Genomic DNA, 16,391 nt, shown 5'->3' with positions numbered 1-16,391 from the left:
TTACCCAACCAACTGTGCAGCTTGCTGGAAAATAGCGATGGTGAAGTCACTCAGTTTGGTCATCATCCATTTGCCAGCAAAGATCAATACCAGCATGGTCATCACCAAACGTGGCAGGAAACTGAGTGTTTGCTCATTGATCTGCGTGGTGGCCTGAAAGATGCTAACCAGTAGCCCGGTTAACAAGCTGGGGATGATGGCAACCACAGAAATGATCAATACCAGATGCAGCCCGGCGGCTATGATGTCCCCGGCAATGTCCGTGGTCATCATGCTATAGACCCTGCACGCTGGCGGTTAGCGTACCCACTATCAATGTCCAGCCATCGCATAACACAAACAACATTAATTTAAATGGCAAGGAGACAATTAACGGTGACAGCATCATCATGCCCATCGCCATCAGAATACTGGCGACAATCAGGTCAATGACCAGAAACGGAATGTAAATCATAAAACCTATCTGGAAGGCGGTTTTCAGCTCACTGAGCAGATAGGCCGGTGTTACCACCGTCAGATCTTGCTGTTGTGGTTCACCATTGACCTGAGCAATGCTCATCATCTGTTCCAGTGATTTGGTGCTGGTTTGTGCCAGCATGTAGTTCTTTAGCGGAACTTCTGCCCGTGCCAGCGCCTGCGGCAAGGTGATTTCATCATTCTGGAAAGGAATGACCGCATCCTGATGGACCTTGGTCCATACCGGGCGCATAACCAATAAAGTCAGCGCCAGTGCAATGCCAGTCAGCACCTTATTGGGGGGGCTTTGCTGTAATCCCAATGCCTGGCGCAATATTGCCAGCACGATAATAAAGCGAGTAAAGCAGGTCATCATCAGCATCATGATGGGCAGCAGGCCGAGCAGCGTCATCAGGATCAAGATTTCAATCTTGACGTTATAATCCTGACCGGCAGCCGTTTGCGTGGTGCTGAATAGCGTAACGCCCCCCTCCTGTGCCAGAAGAAGAGGGGAATACAATAATCCGCTGAACAATAATCCACTGAATAACAGACCACGACTTATGGTGGTGGGTGTTATAGCTTGCAGGCGGTTTAAGATCATAACGTGAGTTCACCCAAGCCTTGGCTGTTGAAGCTAATAATACGCAGGCCATATTTCTCATTGACCACGACCACTTCAGCCTGACCGAACATAATGCCATTGACCTTGATATCCAGTGGCTCGCCAGCCTGTTTATCTAACTCAATCACCGAGTCATTATTCACGGCTATTAACTCGGAGAGTGGGATATCCACCGAGGCGACCTCCAGCGTGAGGGTGACCGGAATGCGGCTGAACAGTGACATTTTACGTTGCTGTTCATACCAGCGATTATCCACTGCGGGTGTTTCAACGGTTTCGGCTGGACACGGTTGGGACATGCTTGACCCGTTCTCTGCTGTTGCGAAGTTAAAGTCCATATCATTGCCAAGTTCAATTGATGTATCAGTCATGATTTATCTCATTAGTTTTGTCATTAAATTCAGATAAAAATAGCTTGCCGCGACTTTCAGTCACTACCGCACTAAATAAAGCTTCTTTACCAATAACTACCGGAAAACGTTCTGGTAGAAATGTGGGAATAATATCGCCCTCTTTTAACTCCATCAGTTCCGCAAAAGTCAGGTTACTGCAACTTAACTGGCTGGTAAGCCGAATAGGTAACTGACTCACTAGTCGATCAAATTGTATTATTGAAAGAGCCTGAGTTTTCTTTTCCCCTTGCTGTTCGGTATTTAATGTATTGAGCAGTCTGTCGACATGGGGAGTGTCAATCAGTAGAGTAAAACCACCGTTCTCATAATCCTTTAATAGGAAATCCATACGATAGGACCACTTAACAATAGACGTAGAATTATTACTTTTAATCACCAGTGGCTCACCAAACACCGGTTGATTCATGATCAGAATGGCTATTTCAATGCTTAGTTTATTTTTTAATCTTTCTTCGGTTTGGGTTATTGGCGTGTTATCCAAAGACGGTGTAATATTATTTTCTTTGGTTAAGCCATAGTAGTCATTAAGGATATTCAGTAGCAGAGTACGATCGATATCAAAGGCGATGTTACCTATTTGGCTGCTGAGTATTTGTGCGTTCTTGTAGTGGCAATCTGCTTTAAATTTAATGTCTTTTAATGTGATATTAACCCGATATTTTTTTAAAAAGTACAGGCTGATCTGATTCTCAATTACAGCAAAGTAATCACCCACAATTTTGGGTATTTTATGATAAGGACGCCCCAGTTTATTAATATCAAGCGTCATGGTGTCCGCTAGCGAGTCACTGCTATGAACCCTTACTTTAGCTTTATTTGGCTGCATAGTTTATCCAAAATTCCAGTCCGGCTAATGTCCTTGGTTTCGCGCGTAATCGCGATAAACGAGGGAGTGATGTTAGTTTTGTTAGTTATTTTAATTGCAGGTTTTTGAGTCGTAAATCCATGCCGTTTAATTTAACTAAAGGATGGGGTGATACGCTGATATAACATTCTGCATTGGTTTTTTACTTAAGTTTTATAGGTTATGAATTAAACCTTTTATTACAAAGAAATACAATGGGCAATTCTTTATTAATTTATTTGTTTTTTATTGGTTAATTAATTTTAAATATATAACTCATTGATTTGAATCAATTAATATTTTTAATTTTTATTTAATTCCTTTATTTTAAACTATAAAGTTATAGTTATTCTCTAGCGGTTTACCTTGTTGAATTATTGGTGATTAAATAATTTACTAGAGTGTTTTTTTAATCTCATTAAGATTTAAGAAGGTTTCGTTTCTGGTCGTATTATTAACTGTTGAACGTGCTTCGTTGGTTCTACTGGAGAGTGGATACATTATTATGAATATGACTGTGGATGTATTATCTAAAAATGAACATGGTTTTGTTGCTAATGCACCCTCCAGTGTGAGTGTATTTTCTCTTGCACGCCGGGTTGCTGAGTTTAATGTGCCGGTATTAATAACCGGAGAAACGGGAACCGGTAAAGAATGTGTGGCAAAATATATCCATCAGAAAGCGATGGGAGATAATTCACCTTATGTTGCGGTGAACTGCGCCGCCATTCCCGAGAGCATGCTGGAGGCAATATTATTCGGTTATGAAAAAGGCGCATTTACCGGTGCGGTTGCCAGTGTTGCCGGTAAATTTGAGCAAGCTAATGGCGGCACATTATTGCTGGATGAAATTGGCGACATGCCGTTAGCGTTGCAAGTTAAGTTATTGCGCGTATTACAAGAGCAAGAAGTTGAACGTTTAGGTAGCAATAAGTGCATTCCGTTAGATATTCGTATCATTGCGTCAACCAATAAAGATTTGAATGTTGAGATTGCAGAAGGACGTTTTCGTCAAGATCTCTATTACCGCTTATCTGTGGTGCCTATTCATATCTCACCGCTGCGCGAAAGACCCGAAGATATTATGCCGCTGGTGAGCGTTTTTTTTAAAAAATACCGTAATTTTTTGGATGTGAAAATAGATATTACCGCGCAAGCGCAGTACGAGCTACAGACATATCCTTGGCCGGGTAATGTGCGTGAATTAGAAAATGTTATTCAGCGCGGGATTATTATGAGCAATAACGGGTTGATCGATATTTCACATTTGGGTCTGTCTATCACACAAGAAATAACGCTATCAGAAAGTCAATTAGTCAGAAGTAAATTGGCAGAAAATAATCCGGTATTTCCTACTTCAAGAATTCAATCTACTCATGCTGAAAGCAATATTAAGTTACGTGGGCGCTTAGCCCAGTATCAATATATCGTGGATTTACTGCAACGACACCAGGGAAGTAAAGCCAAAACTGCCGCATTTTTAGGCATTACACCACGAGCTTTGCGCTATCGGTTGGCCAATATGCGTGAAGACGGTATCGACATTGAGTGTTACTCATAAAAGGAAGAATGATGGATAAAGTTGGGGCTATCACTATGCCAAATATGCAATTGCCCATGATAGCGGAAATGCAGCAGATGGCGGCTATGGCAAGCCAGGAGCCTGCGGGTAGCCGCATGTTCGCTCAGAGAAGAGAGGTGAGTTCCCGTTCTTTTTCTCAGGTACTCAATGGCGCGATTAACCGTGTGGATAATTTACAACATGTGGCCAGCGATAAGCAGACCGCAATGGATATGGGCATCAGTGACGATCTAACCGGCACGATGTTAGCAAGTCAGAAAGCCAGTGTGGCTTTCTCTGCGATGGTGCAGGTGCGTAATAAGCTTACCTCTGCACTGGATGAAGTCATAAATACTGCGCTGTAGGGTAAATCGGTGTTAGATAAAATTAAACAAAAATTGCCATCCGTCAGGTTGGGTAATAATCAAAAAAACATCTTGATGAGTGTAGTGGCCATTTTGGTCACCGGTGCGATCATTTTCAGTCTTTGGCGCAGTTCACAGGGTTATACCGCGCTGTTCGGCTCACAGGAGAATATTCCGGTAGCGCAGGTTGTTGAGGTGCTGGATGGCGAGGCCATTACCTATCGTATTAATCCGGATAACGGCCAAATATTGGTGGCGGAGAATCAATTAGGCAAAGCCCGTATTTTGCTGGCAGCCAAAGGTATTACCGCCACATTGCCAACTGGCTATGAGCTGATGGATCAGGAAACCATGCTAGGGAGCAGTCAGTTTATTCAGAATGTGCGCTACAAACGCAGTCTGGAAGGTGAGCTGGCCCAGAGCATTATGGCATTAACCGCAGTGAATTATGCCCGGGTACATTTAGGGATGAGTGAAGCCAGTTCTTTTGCCATCAGTAATCGTGCGGAGAGCAGTGCATCTGTGGTGTTACGTCTGAAATATGACCAGACGCTGAAAACAGAACAGGTAGGTGCCATCGTCCAACTGGTTGCCGGCAGCATTCCGGGTCTGAAGGCCGCAAATGTGCGGGTGGTTAATCAACAAGGTGAGCTGTTATCAGAAGCTTATCAAGCTAACGGTAAAGGAATGCCAAGTGTGAAAAGTGGGGCTGAGTTAGCTCATTATTTGCAAAGTTCTACCGAGAGAAGTATTGCCAATCTGCTTAGCTCCGTGGTCGGTATTAACAATTACCGTATCAGTGTCGCGACTCAACTTGATCTTAGTCGCATTGAAGAAACGCTGGAGCGCTATGGTGCAGAGCCTCGTATCAGTGATGAAAATATTCAGCAGGAAAATAGCAGCGATGACATTGCTATGGGGATCCCCGGTTCCTTAAGCAATCAGCCCTCTGCGCAGCCGAAAACTGCTAACGCACCTGCAACTGTCAGTCGCAGTCAGGCACAACGAAAATATGCCTATGACCGTGATATCCGCCATGTTCGTCATCCGGGCTTTAAGCTGGAGAAGATGACCGTTGCGGTTATCTTGAATAAATCCGCGCCAGTACTGGAAACATGGACACCAGAACAGACCAATGAATTGAAGCGCTTAATTGAAGATGCCGCCGGTATCGACGTTAAACGTGGTGACTCCCTGACACTGCATATGCTGGCGTTTACCGTGCCAACCTTGATGGATGAACCGGTCACTCCGTGGTGGCAAGATGCAACTACTTTCCGTTGGGCAGAAATCGCCGGTATTGGCTTACTGTCGCTGTTGTTCTTACTGTTCGGTGTGCGGCCATTGATAGCGCTGCTCTCGCGTCGAGATGATAAACACGCTATCTCGGCGATGGCTGAAAACGTTGCCAGCCTGGATACGGTGAATACCGTAGGTGAAAACACGACTGCAACCAAACCGATGTTGTCGGTTTCTTCCTTCAAAGAAGATGACAACCTGCCGCCGCAAGGCTCTGGTTTGGAGACCAAAATTAGTCACTTGCAACAACTGGCTCAGTCAGAAACTGAACGTGTCGCCGAAGTCATTAAACAATGGATTAATAATAATGAACGAATCAAACCTCAATCAGAATGATGACGCAGTTGTCAGTGACGGCGCTACGGCAGTTCCGGTACGCAGCCGTTTAGAGCAGGCAGGGATTTTGCTACTGAGTGTGGGTGAGGAAGCTGCGGCGATGGTGATGCAAAAACTGACGCGCGAGGAAGTGGTGTGCATCAGCCAAACCATGTCTCGCCTGCATGGTGTCAAGTTGAATCATGCACGGCAGGCATTGGATGACTTCTTTGTCGATTACCGTGAGCAAAGCGGGATCAACGGGGCATCCCGCAGCTATCTGCAAGGTATTTTGAATAAAGCCTTGGGCAGCGATATTGCCAAGAATGTGATTAATGGCATCTATGGCGACGAAATTCGTCATCGTATGACCCGCTTGCAGTGGGTGGGAACACCACAGTTGGCGGCGCTGATCGAGCAGGAGCATTTGCAATTACAGGCGGTATTTTTGGCCTTTTTACCGCCGGATGTTGCCGCTGAAGTGCTGGCTTATCTGGAAAGAGGTCGTCAGGACGATGTGCTGTATCGGATTGCCAAGCTTGATGATGTCAACCGCGATGTGGTTGATGAACTGGATCGTCTGATCGAGCGCGGCGTGGCGGTATTGTCAGAGCACGGCTCCAAGGTATTGGGCATCAAGCAAGCGGCGAATATCGTTAACCGTATCCCCGGTAATCAGCAGCAGTTGCTGGAGCAACTGGGGGAGCGTGATGAAGAAGTGCTCAATGATCTGAAGGATGAGATGTATGAATTCTTTATCCTCAGCCGCCAAAGTGAGGTCACCTTGCAACGCCTGATGGATGACATTCCAATGAGCGACTGGGCGGTGGCCCTGAAAGGGACTGAACCGGTACTGCGCCAGGCTATCTATGACGTGTTGCCGAAACGCCAGATACAGCAGTTGCAAAATGCGACGAATCGGATGGGCGCGGTGCCGGTTAGCCGGGTCGAGCATGTGCGTAAAGAGATTATGGCTCAGGTACGTAGGCTAGCCGAGGCGGGAGAGATCCAAGTGCAATTGTTCGCTGAACAGACAATGGAGTAAAGCCATGTTGACAAAAAATAGCCCAACCTGCGGCAGTCTGAAACTGCGGGTTCATCAATTCCCCCCGCTGCGTCAAACCCGCCAGCACCTGCAGTCTGCCGAGGCATTGGCAATGGATCCGGCAGAATACCAGAAACAACTGATGGACGGTTTTCAGGAAGGGGTCCGTCAGGGTTTTAATAAAGGGTTGTCCGAGGGTAAAGAGGAAGGATATCAGCAAGGTGTCGGTCTGGGATATGACGACGGGGTGAAAAAAGGGCGGGTCGAGGGGCGTCAATCAGAAAGTTGCCGCTTTAATGACGCTATCGAGCCGTTTAGCGGTTATGTCGCAAAAATGCATGACTATTTACGCAGTTATGAAAACCGCCGTCGTGATGAGTTATTGCAATTAGTGGAAAAAGTGACCCGTCAGGTCATTCGCTGTGAACTGGCGTTGCAACCTGCGCAGTTGCTGGCATTGGTCGAGGAAGCTCTGGCGGCGCAACCGTCACTGCCGACGCAACTCAAAGTGTATCTTAACCCTATAGAACTGGGCCGTATCAATGATGTCGCGCCAGAAAAGGTCAAACAGTGGGGCCTGGTTGGCGATGCTGACATGGTCAGTGGGGAGTGCCGGGTGGTGACGGATACCACGGAAATCGATGTCGGGTGCCAACATCGTTTGGATCAATGTGTTGATGCACTGAAAAGCAGTTTACTGCCGAACCAAGACGATCAGCCGGAACACGATCATCAGCCAGACCACGATCATCAATCGGATCAACATCATGGGTGAGTTAGCGGTACTTGATCACGCACTGAAATCAATCGATAACATTAATCTGGCCCGAGTTGCTGGCCGATTAGTGCGGGTCAATGGCATTTTGTTGGAAAGTGTCGGTTGCCGTTTGGCCATCGGTCAGCGTTGCCGCATAGAAAATGCGGAAGAGAGCTTTATCGAGGCACAGGTAGTGGGATTTGACAGGGAAGTCACTTACCTGATGCCGTTTAAGCAGCTTGATGGCCTGATAGGCGGTGCTCGGGTATTCCCGAGTGAACTGGACGGTGAATTGATGATTGGTGACAGTTGGCTTGGGCGGGTGGTTAATGGTCTGGGCGAGCCAATTGATGGTCAGGGGATATTGAGTGGTGATACCCCGCTGCCACAGCAATTGCCGCAACTGCCTCCTTTGCAGCGCCAGCCGGTCAGTACGCCATTGGATGTTGGGGTCAAAGCCATCAACGGCTTGCTCACCATTGGCAAAGGTCAGCGGGTAGGATTGATGGCGGGCAGTGGTGTGGGTAAAAGTATGCTGCTTGGCATGATGACCCGCTACACTCAGGCAGATGTGGTGGTGGTTGGGCTTATCGGTGAACGTGGTCGGGAAGTCAAAGAGTTTATCGATAACTCATTGCAGGCCAGTGGCATGGCAAAATCGGTAGTGATAGCGGCTCCGGCAGATGAATCTCCGCTGATGCGTATTAAAGCCACCGAGCTATGTCATTCCGTGGCGACTTATTATCGCGATAAAGGCAACGACGTATTGCTGCTGGTGGATTCACTCACCCGCTATGCGATGGCACAGCGAGAAATCGCGCTGTCACTGGGTGAGCCACCGGCAACCAAAGGTTATCCGCCTTCGGTTTTCAGCATTATTCCCCGGCTGGCAGAGAGTGCCGGAAACAGCCAGGGCAGCGGCACTATGACCGCCATTTATACTGTGTTGGCGGAAGGTGATGATCAGCAAGATCCGATCGTTGATTGCGCCAGAGCGGTATTAGATGGCCATATTGTGTTATCGCGCAAACTGGCGGAGGCCGGTCACTATCCGGCCATTGATATTAGCCAGTCGATTAGCCGCTGTATGAGCCAGATCTCGCCGCGTGAACAGATTCAATCCGCCCGTTTACTGAAACAATGTTATGCCGATTACATGGAGATCAAACCGTTGATCCCGCTGGGCGGTTATGTGGCAGGAGCCGATCCTATGGCCGATCGGGCGGTGCAGTATTACCCGGCAATTATTGATTTTCTGCGTCAGGAGGTGGATCAGCCGTCGCGCTTGCCGGCAACTCTGGCACATTTGAACGCACTGTACCCGCAATCTGAGGCCAATAATGAGTGACAAGTTAATGATCCACACCCTGCAACAATTACAACAATTACAACAGTTGCGGCAACAGGCGCTTAATCAAGCCACCAGTCGCCTGGCACAGCAAAAGCAGTTGTGTCAGCGTTATCAAAATAATATTAGCGCCTTGACCTCATTAACTCATTTTTCATTAACAGCCGCCGCGGGTGCGGTGTTGATAACAAACAGCGCCAGCTATAAACGCCATATCCAACGTGTTATTGACTGGCAAAAACAGGAGCAGGTGCTGGCGGGTATTGAAGCGGGCAAGTTGCAAATTGAGTTGCAGCAACAAGCCTGCCGGGAAAAAACTGTCGCCGTGGTGTTAGCGCAGCAGCAACAGCTATGGCAGTTGGAGCAAGGGCGATGTGAGCAAAAGGTCACTGATAGTCTGGCTGCGCAATGTTGGCAACGCAGTAAGGCGGGATAAAGTTATCTGCACATCGCCAGGAACCATAGCGCGGATGCCAGCTATTATCCTGCCTATAACGACCATATTAACGATGTCATCCGAGATTTATTTTATCCGCTCAACGCTGTCGTTATTCCCTACGTCGCGCTGGTAATTTCTGCGACTTTTATTCCACCGGGTCGCAGCTTCTTGCAACGTCTCAGCCCGTATACAGAAAATCGGAACGGTTCTCGGTCAGTGAAGATAAGAGTTCCATCTGCATACTCAGCAACATGCCATTATGGTGATTTTGCTGGCGGCAGGCATCGGCTCGTAAACGTAGATCAGCCCATAAAGCCCCCGCGTGTTCACGGTAATGTGCCGGTAAACGCGATAACAACAGGTGCATTCCTTCTTTATGGGCGGGTAACTGTAATTCCTGCATCAACAACCGCCGCTCATTGGCGGTTTTATCAATTAAATTGTACAGTTCCATCAACTGTGGATTGAGTATTTGCAAGGCTTCAGAGTCATGTTTAATCATCAGTTCACGTTGCTTTACCAGCAGTTTCTCTAGGGCAATATAACGTTTACGATCCTCTTGGATCGCCATTAATAACTGATTTATATTCAGTTTGTTAATGTCCTGTGGTGGAACATTTTGTACAGGTTCCATAACGTGGCTAGCTCCTGTGGAAGTTAAGCATCGCTTTGGCAATATCCGCCGTATTCAGTGTTATTTTGCCAGCCTGAATCTCAGCTTTGGCAGCGGCAACGCGATCGCTGTCAATTTCTGGCATGGCCTGTAATTTGGCATGCAACTCGCCTGCCGGTGCGGCATGTTGTGTGGTGCCAGCCAGTACCCGAACTGGATCAATAGGCTGAATAACAGGGGCATTTTCTGTTTTTGCTGCTGGAGCGGCCACCATCATCTGCCGCCGATGTGTGTTAATTTCCATATAAAATCACCTATAGTCAGTTACCGATTCTCTCTTATTAGTGTGGAGATACCGCCACAATCTGATAGAGCGTCACAGTTTGGTCAAAACTTAACTTGTCGATACCTTGAGGTTAACTGCCGTTAATACCCAGCATTCTGACTTTGCCGAGATCATCGACAAGGGCGGTGACGGTGCGCTTGCTGCTAAGATTTTTCACTTTAATCAGCTCCCCTTTGCGGCCATTTTTCAATGCTTCGCCTAACATGCGGGCTTCAATACCCCCCTGCTCGGCAATCATCAGTACCTGTTGACCCCGGGTGACTAAAACCGGCTGTTCCAGTTGTGAGGGAATAATCACTTGCAGGCTGCGGATCCGGCGTTTGACGGTGAAGCCGACTATCTCATCCGGATCGGTAATATAGCCACCTTGTGCCGCCGAGATATTCTTTTTCTTCAATTCAATATCGCCAGGTGCCACCACTTTACTGCGCTCAATACTGTTTTTTGCCACCCAGACCGGCAGATAGATATCAGGTTTTGCCGTGACCGCCACTTCCCAGCCCTGACCATCAGGGCAACTCATGTCATAGCGTAAACGCGAGATATCGCGCTGCCCATTCGCTGGAGCGGCCACCCTTACGCCACTTTGGCACACCTTATAACGGCTCACTTCTGACGGAATAAAAATATTCATTTTTACCGTATAGCCCTGCCAGTTTTTATTTTTGGCCGTTTGGCTGATGTCAGCACTGGCTGCGTGCAATGCCTGCGCATAAATCTGTTTTCTGGCGTTAATCTCAGCACTGCTTGCCGCCGCGACATGCAACGAAATAAGGCCAGCAAACAGCGGGAACAACCGATACTGATGGCGGATAAAAAAGGGTATGGCAGAGGGGAAATAGCCCTTCCCGTTATGGCGAGATGGTAATAAAAAATACTTTATATTCATGATGTTATAAACCTGGCACGTTGTTTGCATTTATGTGAGTGCTAGTGAGTGCAAACTCGTGTTTTAACATCAAATCAGGACGTGTTTTGTGGGCATTGATTTTCAGAAAGCGTTAGGGGTTCACCCTGCGGCGATGCAGCTTCGACTTACCAGAGCAGAGCTGCTATCGGCCAATCTGGCCAATGTGAATACGCCAAATTTCCAGGCTAAAGATATTGATTTTGGCGCTGAAATGCAACGAGCAAAAAGAGGGAATAGCGAAATGTTATCACCTCAAATTCAATATCGGCTGCCTTATCAGCCCTCACAGGATGGCAATACCGTAGCACTGCACATCGAGCAGGCAGAGTTTTCAAAAAATGCCCTCGATTATCAAACCAGTCTGTCATTTCTCAATATGAAACTGGCTGGGCTGAAACAGGCAATTGAAGGGAAATAGCGATGTCCTTTAACAATATTTATCGGGTTTCAGGCTCGGCCATGACCGCCCAGACCATCAGGCTCAATGCCATTGCCAGTAATTTGGCCAATGCGGAGTCACCGGCGGCCTCGGCGGCGGCGGTGTACAAGGCACGCAGCCCGGTGTTCTCTGCGGTTTATTCACCCCGCAGCGCGGCTAATCCCCATGGTGTCAACGGTGCGCAGGTACAGGTGTTAGATGTGGTTGAAACCGGTGGCTCGGTACCACGTTATGAACCTAATCACCCGTTGGCGAACCCGCAAGGTTATGTGTTTTATCCGGCAGTCAATGTGGTGTCAGAAATGGCGGACATGATGTCGGCATCGCGCAGCTTTGAAACCAATGTTGAAGTGCTCAATAGTGTGAAAAGTATGCAGCAGAGCGTATTAAGGCTAGGAGAACGTTAATATGTCTAATGATATTAAAAACAGTGGATTACAGGTTAAATCTACCTCGGAAGTCGCCCCTCAGGGGGTACTTCTTAATGGCGAAGAACTCAATAACCAATTTTTAAAGTTATTGGTGGCACAGATTAAGAATCAGGATCCACTGAACCCTACCGATGGCACCGAATTTGTCAGCCAGATGGCACAACTTTCGCAGGTTCAATCGACCGAAAACATGGCAAAGATGTTGAACAGCAATACCGTGCAGATGGAGCGAATGCAGGCGATGGCCACTGCCAATCTGGTAGGGCAGCAGGTGATGGTGGAAAGCCAGGACGTGGAACTGGGGACGCAGATCCAAAATGGGCGACTGACGTTAAAACACGCGGCGTCGACAGTGGCTGTGTATTTGACCGATAACCTGGGGCAAGAGCATCGCCTCGATCTTGGCGCACAAGCGGCCGGTAGTGTGAACTTCATCATTGATCCAACCAAACAAAAGCTTAATGCAGGCAACTACCAACTCAGCGCGGTAAGCGGCAGTGGGGAAGCATTAATTCCGTTGGAATTAGCAGGGGCGGTAAACAGTGTGCGGATCCCGCAGCCGGGAGGCGAGGCACAGCTATCTATTGCCGGTATGGGCGAGGTGCCGTACAGCAAAGTTAAACAGTTTGGCATTTAATTCAAGAACAGAAAAATATAACCCACTATTTTATAAGAGAAAATTTTATGAGTTTCAGTATTGCCAATACCGGGCTGAGTGCGGTAACCGAACAACTCAATACCATTAGTAACAATATCGCCAACTCCGGCACCAAAGGCTTCAAGTCTGGCCGGGCTGAGTTTGCTTCCATGTACGCACAATCCCAGCCACTGGGGGTGGCAATGAGTGGTGTTTCACAAAGTATCAGTAAAGACGGTTCACTCGAAAAAACCGGTATTGCCACCGATTTGGCGATTGCAGGTAGTGGCTTTTTTGTGGTGAAAAACAGTGCTGGCGATACCACCTATACCCGTGCCGGTATGTTCAGTACCGATAATAATGACAAGCTGATCAACTCAGGTGGCATGAAATTACAAGGCTATCCCACGGATGCAGCAGGAAATTTGCAAACCGGTATCATCACCGATTTAGAGATAAGCAGCACCGGCCTTGCGGCCAAGGCTTCAAGCCAATTGGAGATTATGGCTAACTTACAAGCCGGGGCTAATCCTCCGGCGATATCACCTTTCAACCCTACCAGTCAAAGCAGTTACAACTTTAGCATGACTTCAAATATCTATGACTCATTGGGAACGCCTCATTCATTAAACCAATACTTTATCAAACAGATGACTCCCGGCGAGTGGAAAGTTGAGTATGCAGTTGATAATACAATGGTTCCTGGTATTTCACATAGCTTAGAGTTTGATCAACATGGTTTACTAAAAACGTCGACGGCTAAGAAACACGGGGCGACGGGAACGTTTTCGCCGGCAGGTGCGGCTAATTTGACGATTGATATCGATTACAGCGGTACCACTCAATTTAATGGCGAATCTATTGCGACCAGGAACAAAAGTGATGGCTATACCGCTGGCAGAAAAAACGGTGAGAAAATTGAAAACGATGGCTCGGTCTATGCCACCTTCAGTAATGGCGAGCGTAAGCTGCAAGGTAAGTTGGTACTCGCGAACTTTGCCAATCCTAATGGTTTAGCCAGCCAAAGCGGCACCACCTGGAGTGCAACCAGTAAGTCCGGATCGGCACTATTGGGTCTCCCCGGCAGCGGTCTGTTAGGCAATATTGAGACCGGAGCTTTGGAATCCTCCAATGTGGATTTGACCGCCGAACTGGTGGGGCTGATGACCGCGCAACGTAATTATCAGGCAAATACCAAGATTATCAGTACCAACGACAGCATGATGAATGCACTGTTCCAGGTACTGTAATGGATAAGCTTCTTTATACCGCAGTCAGCGGTGCCAGCCGCAGCCTGACGCAGCAACAAATTCATGCCAATAATCTGTCGAACGTCAACACGCAAGGGTTCCGTGCCGATCTGGAGCGGGCCACGGCCACTCAGGTACCGGGTAGCGGCTACCGCAGCCGGGTGGTAGTACTCAGCCAGAGTGGTGGTGTTGATATGACCCCAGCCAGTTTGCAGGAAACCGGCCGTGATCTGGATATCGCTGTGAAAGACCGTGGCTTAATCGCGGTACTCAGTGGTGGGCGCGAAGTCTACACCCGTAACGGCCAGATGGCGGTGGGGCCGGACGGCGATTTAACCATCAATGGCTTACCGGTATTGGGTGATGGCGGCCCGATTGTCTTGCCCTCCTATTCTGCGGTGTCGGTAACCGAAGACGGCACCATTGCCATCATCCCACAACAGGGCGGCATCAAGGCTCCAACCGATGTTGATCGCATCAAACTGGTGGATATCCCCACCAATCAACTGACTAAAAATAACCGTGGCCTATTGGTGAGTCGCCGTGGCGCAGCTACGCGTGATGAGAGTATTCAGGTGGTAAGTCAGCATCTGGAAAGCAGCAATATTTCTGCTATCAGTGAAATGACCGCCAGCATCTCTATTAGTCGCCAGTTTGAAGCGCAAATCAAAATGATGAAAGTGGCAGAAGAGCTGGCCCAATTGGGTAACCGCGTGATCCGTGGCAGCTAATCGTTGTTACAGCACCTGTTTATTTTATGGGGTTATTTATTTTATGGATGTAGACATTAGGGAGCAGTGAACAATGAATCCAGCCTTATGGGTCAGTAAAACCGGTCTGGCAGCACAAGATGCCAAGATGAATGCTATCTCGAACAACCTGGCTAACGTCAATACCGACGGCTTTAAACGCGACCGGGTGATATTTGAAGATTTGTTCTATCAAAACCAACGCACGCCCGGTGCGCCACTGGACCAAAATAATGCCACACCCAATGGCATTCAGTTCGGCAGCGGCGTCAAAGTGGTGGGAACCCAAAAGCAATTCACCGTCGGCAATATCAAAGTTACCAACGGTAATCTGGATGTGGCCATTGCCGGTCAGGGCTTCTTCCAGATTGAAACCGCTGACGGTGGTCTTGCCTACACCCGCGCCGGTAATTTAGCTATCAATGCTGACGGTGTTCTGACCAATGCGCAGGGCATGCCGTTGATCCCGCAAATTGAAATGCCCGCTGGTGCCAATGACCTCTCGATTGCGAAAGACGGTACGGTAAGCGCCCGCATGGGGGGCGAAACTGAGTCAGTGGAACTGGGGCAGATCACGCTGGTCAATTTTGTTAATCCCGCCGGTTTAGAAGCGGTCGGTGGCAACCTCTATAAAGAAACCGTCGCCAGTGGTGGCGCGGTGGAAGGGGTGGCAGGTGAAGAAGCATTTGGCCAACTGGAGCATCGCTCACTGGAAGGCTCCAATGTGCAGGTCGTTGAGGAAATGGTCGATATGATCACCGTACAGCGGGCTTATGAGATGAATGCCAAGATGGTCTCTGCTGCCGACGACATGCTGAAGTTTGTGACTCAAAAGCTATAACCGTCGGCAACCTCTGTTGAAAAGTGAATGATGAATGAAAAGGTTTTTATTATTAACACCCTTGGTGCTGGCGTTGAGTGGTTGTGAAACCCCAACCCTGCTGGTGCACAAAGATGATGCCGCATTTGCACCACCGGCCAATCTGGTGCCGCCCGTCATGGCAACTGAAGGAGGCGGGCTGTTTCAGCCCGCATACCACTGGTCACTATTACAGGACCGGCGCGCATACCGGATCGGTGACATTTTGACCGTCAAACTGGATGAATCCACCCAATCCAGTAAGCAGGCCAAAACCAATTTTGGCAAAAAGAATGACATGAGCCTTGGTATTCCCGAAGTCTTGGGGAAAAAGCTGAACAAACTCGGCGGTTCGATTTCTGGCAAGCGTGATTTTGACGGCAGTGCCACGTCGGCACAGCAAAATATGTTGCGCGGATCGATCACTGTAGCGGTACATCAGGTGCTGCCCAACGGAGTATTGGTTATTCGTGGCGAGAAGTGGCTGACCCTCAATCAGGGGGATGAATATATGCGCGTGACCGGCATGGTGCGGGCCGATGATGTGGAACGGGACAACTCGGTCTCCTCTCAGCGCATTGCCAATGCACGGATCTCCTATGCCGGTCGTGGTGCGCTCAGCGATGCCAACTCGGCCGGTTGGTTAAGCCGCTTCTTTAACCACCCGCTATTCCCTATCTAGGCAGGAGC

21 protein-coding genes are annotated in these 16,391 nt (G+C 48.3%); 14 read left to right on the top strand and 7 right to left on the bottom strand.

Annotated features, from left to right (window positions below; translation table 11 throughout):
• The 4 genes from fliQ to AEP37_RS06225 form a co-directional block, all read right to left on the bottom strand.
• A complete protein-coding gene (gene fliQ, locus AEP37_RS06240; RefSeq protein ID WP_013650415.1) occupies positions 1 to 273 on the bottom strand; it encodes a flagellar biosynthesis protein FliQ in 273 nt (90 codons plus the stop codon).
• A gap of 1 nt (position 274) precedes the next feature.
• Positions 275 to 1,060: a flagellar type III secretion system pore protein FliP gene (gene fliP / locus AEP37_RS06235; protein WP_049611469.1), complete on the bottom strand. Its 786-nt coding sequence runs from the start codon at positions 1,058 to 1,060 to the stop codon at positions 275 to 277.
• Positions 1,057 to 1,380 carry a flagellar motor switch protein FliN gene (fliN, locus tag AEP37_RS06230; protein ID WP_408068321.1) on the bottom strand — a complete coding sequence of 108 codons (324 nt, stop codon included), beginning with the start codon at positions 1,378 to 1,380 and terminating at the stop codon, positions 1,057 to 1,059. Before fliN ends, fliP begins: the two co-directional genes overlap by 4 nt.
• A 64-nt stretch (positions 1,381 to 1,444) precedes the next feature.
• Entirely contained in the window at positions 1,445 to 2,320 is an 876-nt protein-coding gene (locus tag AEP37_RS06225; protein WP_049611463.1) for a FliM/FliN family flagellar motor switch protein, read from the bottom strand.
• A gap of 520 nt (positions 2,321 to 2,840) precedes the next feature.
• On the opposite strand from AEP37_RS06225, the gene AEP37_RS06220 reads away from it, so the two are divergent.
• The 7 genes from AEP37_RS06220 to fliJ are packed head-to-tail and all read left to right on the top strand — an operon-like array spanning position 2,841 to position 9,464.
• A complete protein-coding gene (locus tag AEP37_RS06220; protein ID WP_049611653.1) occupies positions 2,841 to 3,899 on the top strand; it encodes a sigma-54 interaction domain-containing protein in 1,059 nt (352 codons plus the stop codon).
• Positions 3,900 to 3,910: 11 nt separating this feature from the next.
• Entirely contained in the window at positions 3,911 to 4,264 is a 354-nt protein-coding gene (gene fliE, locus AEP37_RS06215) for a flagellar hook-basal body complex protein FliE (RefSeq protein WP_049611459.1), read from the top strand.
• Between the two features lie 9 nt (positions 4,265 to 4,273).
• Entirely contained in the window at positions 4,274 to 5,899 is a 1,626-nt protein-coding gene (fliF, locus tag AEP37_RS06210) for a flagellar basal-body MS-ring/collar protein FliF (RefSeq protein WP_049611457.1), read from the top strand.
• On the top strand, positions 5,871 to 6,923 hold the full coding sequence (locus AEP37_RS06205) for a flagellar motor switch protein FliG (protein WP_049611454.1): 1,053 nt from the start codon (positions 5,871 to 5,873) through the stop codon (positions 6,921 to 6,923). Before fliF ends, AEP37_RS06205 begins: the two co-directional genes overlap by 29 nt.
• A 4-nt stretch (positions 6,924 to 6,927) precedes the next feature.
• The gene (gene fliH / locus AEP37_RS06200) at positions 6,928 to 7,698 is read left to right on the top strand and encodes a flagellar assembly protein FliH (protein WP_049611451.1); all 771 of its coding nucleotides are present in this window, start codon (positions 6,928 to 6,930) and stop codon (positions 7,696 to 7,698) included.
• Positions 7,691 to 9,028 carry a flagellar protein export ATPase FliI gene (fliI, locus tag AEP37_RS06195; protein WP_049611447.1) on the top strand — a complete coding sequence of 446 codons (1,338 nt, stop codon included), beginning with the start codon at positions 7,691 to 7,693 and terminating at the stop codon, positions 9,026 to 9,028. The genes fliH and fliI overlap by 8 nt, the downstream gene beginning before the upstream one ends.
• A gap of 7 nt (positions 9,029 to 9,035) precedes the next feature.
• On the top strand, positions 9,036 to 9,464 hold the full coding sequence (fliJ, locus tag AEP37_RS06190; protein WP_408068320.1) for a flagellar export protein FliJ: 429 nt from the start codon (positions 9,036 to 9,038) through the stop codon (positions 9,462 to 9,464).
• 181 nt (positions 9,465 to 9,645) lie between these two features.
• On the opposite strand, the gene flgN is transcribed toward fliJ, so the two are convergent.
• The 3 genes from flgN to flgA form a co-directional block, all read right to left on the bottom strand.
• Entirely contained in the window at positions 9,646 to 10,101 is a 456-nt protein-coding gene (gene flgN / locus AEP37_RS06185; RefSeq protein WP_049611431.1) for a flagellar protein FlgN, read from the bottom strand.
• Between the two features lie 7 nt (positions 10,102 to 10,108).
• Positions 10,109 to 10,384, bottom strand: coding sequence for a flagellar biosynthesis anti-sigma factor FlgM (gene flgM / locus AEP37_RS06180; RefSeq protein ID WP_049611428.1), 276 nt, complete (start codon positions 10,382 to 10,384; stop codon positions 10,109 to 10,111).
• 112 nt (positions 10,385 to 10,496) lie between these two features.
• Positions 10,497 to 11,345: a flagellar basal body P-ring formation chaperone FlgA gene (gene flgA / locus AEP37_RS06175; RefSeq protein WP_049611425.1), complete on the bottom strand. Its 849-nt coding sequence runs from the start codon at positions 11,343 to 11,345 to the stop codon at positions 10,497 to 10,499.
• 58 nt (positions 11,346 to 11,403) lie between these two features.
• Here flgA and flgB point away from each other — a divergent pair, with 58 nt between their 5' ends.
• The 7 genes from flgB to flgH all read left to right on the top strand — a co-directional run bounded on the left by flgB (position 11,404) and on the right by flgH (position 16,383).
• The gene (gene flgB, locus AEP37_RS06170; RefSeq protein WP_049611422.1) at positions 11,404 to 11,754 is read left to right on the top strand and encodes a flagellar basal body rod protein FlgB; all 351 of its coding nucleotides are present in this window, start codon (positions 11,404 to 11,406) and stop codon (positions 11,752 to 11,754) included.
• Positions 11,755 to 11,756: 2 nt separating this feature from the next.
• Positions 11,757 to 12,182, top strand: coding sequence for a flagellar basal body rod protein FlgC (gene flgC, locus AEP37_RS06165; protein ID WP_049611418.1), 426 nt, complete (start codon positions 11,757 to 11,759; stop codon positions 12,180 to 12,182).
• Position 12,183: 1 nt separating this feature from the next.
• Positions 12,184 to 12,843 carry a flagellar hook assembly protein FlgD gene (flgD, locus tag AEP37_RS06160; protein WP_049611415.1) on the top strand — a complete coding sequence of 220 codons (660 nt, stop codon included), beginning with the start codon at positions 12,184 to 12,186 and terminating at the stop codon, positions 12,841 to 12,843.
• 47 nt (positions 12,844 to 12,890) lie between these two features.
• A complete protein-coding gene (flgE, locus tag AEP37_RS06155) occupies positions 12,891 to 14,093 on the top strand; it encodes a flagellar hook protein FlgE (protein ID WP_049611413.1) in 1,203 nt (400 codons plus the stop codon).
• Entirely contained in the window at positions 14,093 to 14,824 is a 732-nt protein-coding gene (locus AEP37_RS06150) for a flagellar basal body rod protein FlgF (RefSeq protein ID WP_049611410.1), read from the top strand. Before flgE ends, AEP37_RS06150 begins: the two co-directional genes overlap by 1 nt.
• 73 nt (positions 14,825 to 14,897) lie before the next feature.
• Positions 14,898 to 15,683 (top strand): flagellar basal-body rod protein FlgG, encoded by a 786-nt coding sequence (gene flgG / locus AEP37_RS06145; protein ID WP_049611408.1) that lies wholly within the window; start codon positions 14,898 to 14,900, stop codon positions 15,681 to 15,683.
• A 34-nt stretch (positions 15,684 to 15,717) separates the two neighbouring features.
• Complete coding sequence (flgH, locus tag AEP37_RS06140; protein WP_049611405.1) at positions 15,718 to 16,383, top strand: flagellar basal body L-ring protein FlgH; 666 nt, start codon at positions 15,718 to 15,720, stop codon at positions 16,381 to 16,383.
• Positions 16,384 to 16,391 lie beyond the last annotated feature (8 nt).

This window comes from Yersinia pekkanenii (assembly GCF_001152565.1).
Lineage (GTDB): Bacteria > Pseudomonadota > Gammaproteobacteria > Enterobacterales > Enterobacteriaceae > Yersinia > Yersinia pekkanenii.
Note: the sequence above shows the minus strand (reverse complement) of the source record. Positions and strands in the feature narration are given on the sequence as shown.